This window comes from Neisseria sp. HMSC061H08 (genome assembly GCF_001836795.1).
GTDB classification, from domain to species: Bacteria; Pseudomonadota; Gammaproteobacteria; order Burkholderiales; family Neisseriaceae; genus Neisseria; species Neisseria subflava_A.
In genome coordinates this window covers 1-2880 of sequence record NZ_KV830561.1, presented here as the reverse complement: position 1 = coordinate 2880, position 2880 = coordinate 1, and the positions used below count along the sequence as shown (strand labels likewise).

Sequence of the window (2880 nt, the reverse complement as noted above, 5' to 3'; positions counted from 1 at the left end):
CTGTTGCTGCCTAAAAGGCGGCCGGATGCCTGATTATCAGGTATCCAAGGGGGATTAAGGGGGGTATTTAAGTAGAATCAGTGGATATTCGAAACAAAAACAGCCGAAAATCTTTGTTTAGATTTCGGCTGTCGGGGGAAGGACTTTTTTGCAAAGGTCTCATAGGTGTATTGATCGCCGAGCATGACCCAGCCGCCTGCAGGCGCATCTTCTATAGCGGAGCCAAGCTTCCCGAAAGAGAGGATGCTGTCGTTGCCTTTGCGGATGGCGGGTGTACCGTCGTCTGAAAAAGTGGTGCAGCCAGCGAGAAGGAATACTGCGGATAAAAAGGGGAAGACGTATGTTTTCATAATGTTTGTTTGAAGGTATTTAAAATCAGGCAAATGGGGGAATACTCAATCCGAATTGTTCCAACAAGCCGACCGTTTCGTAAACGGGCAGGCCCATCACGCCTGTAAAGCTGCCTTGCAAATGCTCGACAAACACGCCGCCCAAACCCTGAATGCCATACGCGCCCGCTTTGTCCATCGGTTCGCCACTTCGGATATAGGCGGATATTTCTTCGGCAGACAAGGTTTTGAAACGTACATCGCTGGTTTGCAAAACGCCGTGCGTTTTCCCTTGCCAATATACGCATACGACAGTCAGCAACTGATGCGTCTGCCCTGAAAGCCGGGCGAGTATTTCGGCTGCTTGGGCTTCGGTTTCCGATTTGCCGAGAATGTGGTTTTGATAGGCGACCGTAGTGTCGGCGGTCAGAATCGGATATTCGGGCGACGCGTCGTGTGTGGCTAACCATTGCTCGACAGCGGCGGCATTTTTTTCCTGCGCCATACGTTGCACATAATCGGCGGCTTTTTCGTCGGAATGCGGCGTTTCGTCGATGTCGGCAGGGATACGGATAACTTTGAATCTTAAGTTTTCCAGAATTTCGCGGCGGCGCGGGCTGCCGGAGGCTAGGTAGAGTGTGTGCATAAAACTTTCTTTTTTAGGGGATATAAGGCCGTCTGAAAATTATTTTGACTGTTTGTGTTGGCCGGACAAGCGCACATAATGCGCGGAAGAATATTTCAAAAATTCTTTTTCTTTTTCGGTCAGCGGGCGGACTTGTTTGACGGGCGAACCGACATAGAGATAGCCGCTTTCCAAACGTTTGCGTGGCGGCACCAAGCTGCCTGCGCCTATCATTACGTCGTCTTCGATGACGGTATCGTCCAGAATAATCGTACCCATCCCAATCAACACACGATCGCCGATGCGGCAGCCGTGCAGCATGACTTTGTGTCCGACGGTTACGTCTTCGCCGATGATGACGGAGGTCTCGTCGATGAGGCAGGATTCGTGAATTTGCGGAGTATGGTCTAAGAAAGGGCGGATAGGGTTCATGTTGTTTCTTCCTTTTTGACAGTGTGGCAGGTTTCAGACGACCTGCGGCTCGGTATGGCGAAAGTATGCCGTTTTGACGCAGGTGAGGCAAGGACGGCGTCTGCCGAGATTTCGTCATGTCTTTGTAAACAATATTTTTTATGGTTAAGGAATCATTTTCCGTTAAGCCTGCCTCTCTTGTTTGCCGAAGGTGGAAAATTGTCCGTTATTATCTTGTAGTTGCAAGTAGCTGCAAACCATTCTCTTGCCATTTGAATTGGAATGATATATATTTTTAAAAAATATTTCATAAAATAACGAAACCCGATGGTTTGTTTTCAACCAGGTTTGGTGGGTTTCCAATCCCACAAACCTTGGCTTCCATCCCGTGTCCGTTTTCAAATCTATCCAATCCACCTTGTTTAAATAAAGGCGGCCGGAAGGTCGTCTGAAACTGTATGAAGGATATTCACATGAGCGAAACACAAGAGCTGACTTTTGCCAAACGGCTGAAAGAGCAAACTACAACTATTCACGATAGCGTGGACAACTTGGTTATGTCTGTCGAGCCGTTTACCAACAAAGAGAATTACATCAAATTTTTGAAACTGCAATCCGTGTTCCACAAAGCGGTCGATCATATTTATAAAGACTCCGAGTTGAACAAAGCCATTCCTGAGCTGGAATACATGGCGCGTTACGACGCGGTAACGCAAGACTTGGCTGATTTGGGCGACAAACCTTACGAATACGGTAAACCGTTGCTGCATGAAACCGGCAACAAAGCCATCGGTTGGCTGTATTGCGCCGAAGGTTCCAATTTGGGTGCAGCATTTTTGTTTAAACACGCGCAAAAACTGGATTACACCGGCGAACACGGCGCGCGCCACCTCGCCCCCCATCCGAACGGCCGCGGCAAACATTGGCGTGCTTTTGTCGAGCATCTGAATGCTTTGGGTTTAAGTCCTGAAGCTGAAGCCGAAGCGATTCAAGGTGCAAAAGATGCATTTGCGTTCTACAAAGTCGTTCTGCGCGAAACATTTGGCCTGCCTGCAGGTGCGGAAGCTCCGGAAGGCTTTGTTCCGCACCGTCATTAATGGTTTGACGATATAAGTAGAGGTCGTCTGAAACACATCTGTATACGCGGATTCATAAATTCTGTTTTTAGACGACCTTCATGCTGGTGTAAGTGTTGTATTGTTTGGTTATCCGCATCTGCGGTATTTTTTAATTGGTTTGATGTAAATAATTATCAAATATTTTATCACCATCATTCCAAAATACCATTATCAAATTCAGGAGTTTTACCATGAAGGAATCATTTAAATTAAGTATGTTGGCGATTGCCTGCAGCATCGCATTGAGTGCATGCGGTTCAAGCGGTGGTGGTACGCCGTCTGCACAGCCTGCACCGACTCCGCAACAGCCGGGCAATAATTCCGGCTCGGGCGGAGGAGGTGATTCAAAACAAACAGAAGACGCTAAGAAAGCTGAAGAAGCCAAGAAAGCTGAAGA

The 2880-nt window shown here is 47.8% G+C and carries 4 protein-coding genes and 1 pseudogene; 2 read left to right on the top strand and 3 right to left on the bottom strand.

Annotated elements, in window-relative coordinates; translation table 11 throughout:
- Window positions 1-77 precede the first annotated feature (77 nt).
- Genes HMPREF2675_RS11355 through HMPREF2675_RS04015 form a run of 3 tightly spaced genes read right to left on the bottom strand, consistent with a single transcriptional unit; the run spans window position 78 to window position 1386 of the window.
- A complete protein-coding gene (locus tag HMPREF2675_RS11355) occupies window positions 78-350 on the bottom strand; it encodes a hypothetical protein (protein ID WP_168167153.1) in 273 nt (90 codons plus the stop codon).
- Window positions 351-375: 25 nt separating this feature from the next.
- A complete protein-coding gene (locus HMPREF2675_RS04020) occupies window positions 376-975 on the bottom strand; it encodes a Maf family protein (RefSeq protein ID WP_070585807.1) in 600 nt (199 codons plus the stop codon).
- Window positions 976-1014: 39 nt separating this feature from the next.
- Window positions 1015-1386 carry a gamma carbonic anhydrase family protein gene (locus HMPREF2675_RS04015; RefSeq protein WP_070814141.1) on the bottom strand — a complete coding sequence of 124 codons (372 nt, stop codon included), beginning with the start codon at window positions 1384-1386 and terminating at the stop codon, window positions 1015-1017.
- 452 nt (window positions 1387-1838) lie between these two features.
- Here HMPREF2675_RS04015 and HMPREF2675_RS04010 point away from each other — a divergent pair, with 452 nt between their 5' ends.
- Entirely contained in the window at window positions 1839-2462 is a 624-nt protein-coding gene (locus tag HMPREF2675_RS04010; RefSeq protein ID WP_070814140.1) for a biliverdin-producing heme oxygenase, read from the top strand.
- A 212-nt stretch (window positions 2463-2674) separates the two neighbouring features.
- Window positions 2675-2880: pseudogene (locus HMPREF2675_RS04005) on the top strand (transferrin-binding protein); the annotation flags it as partial.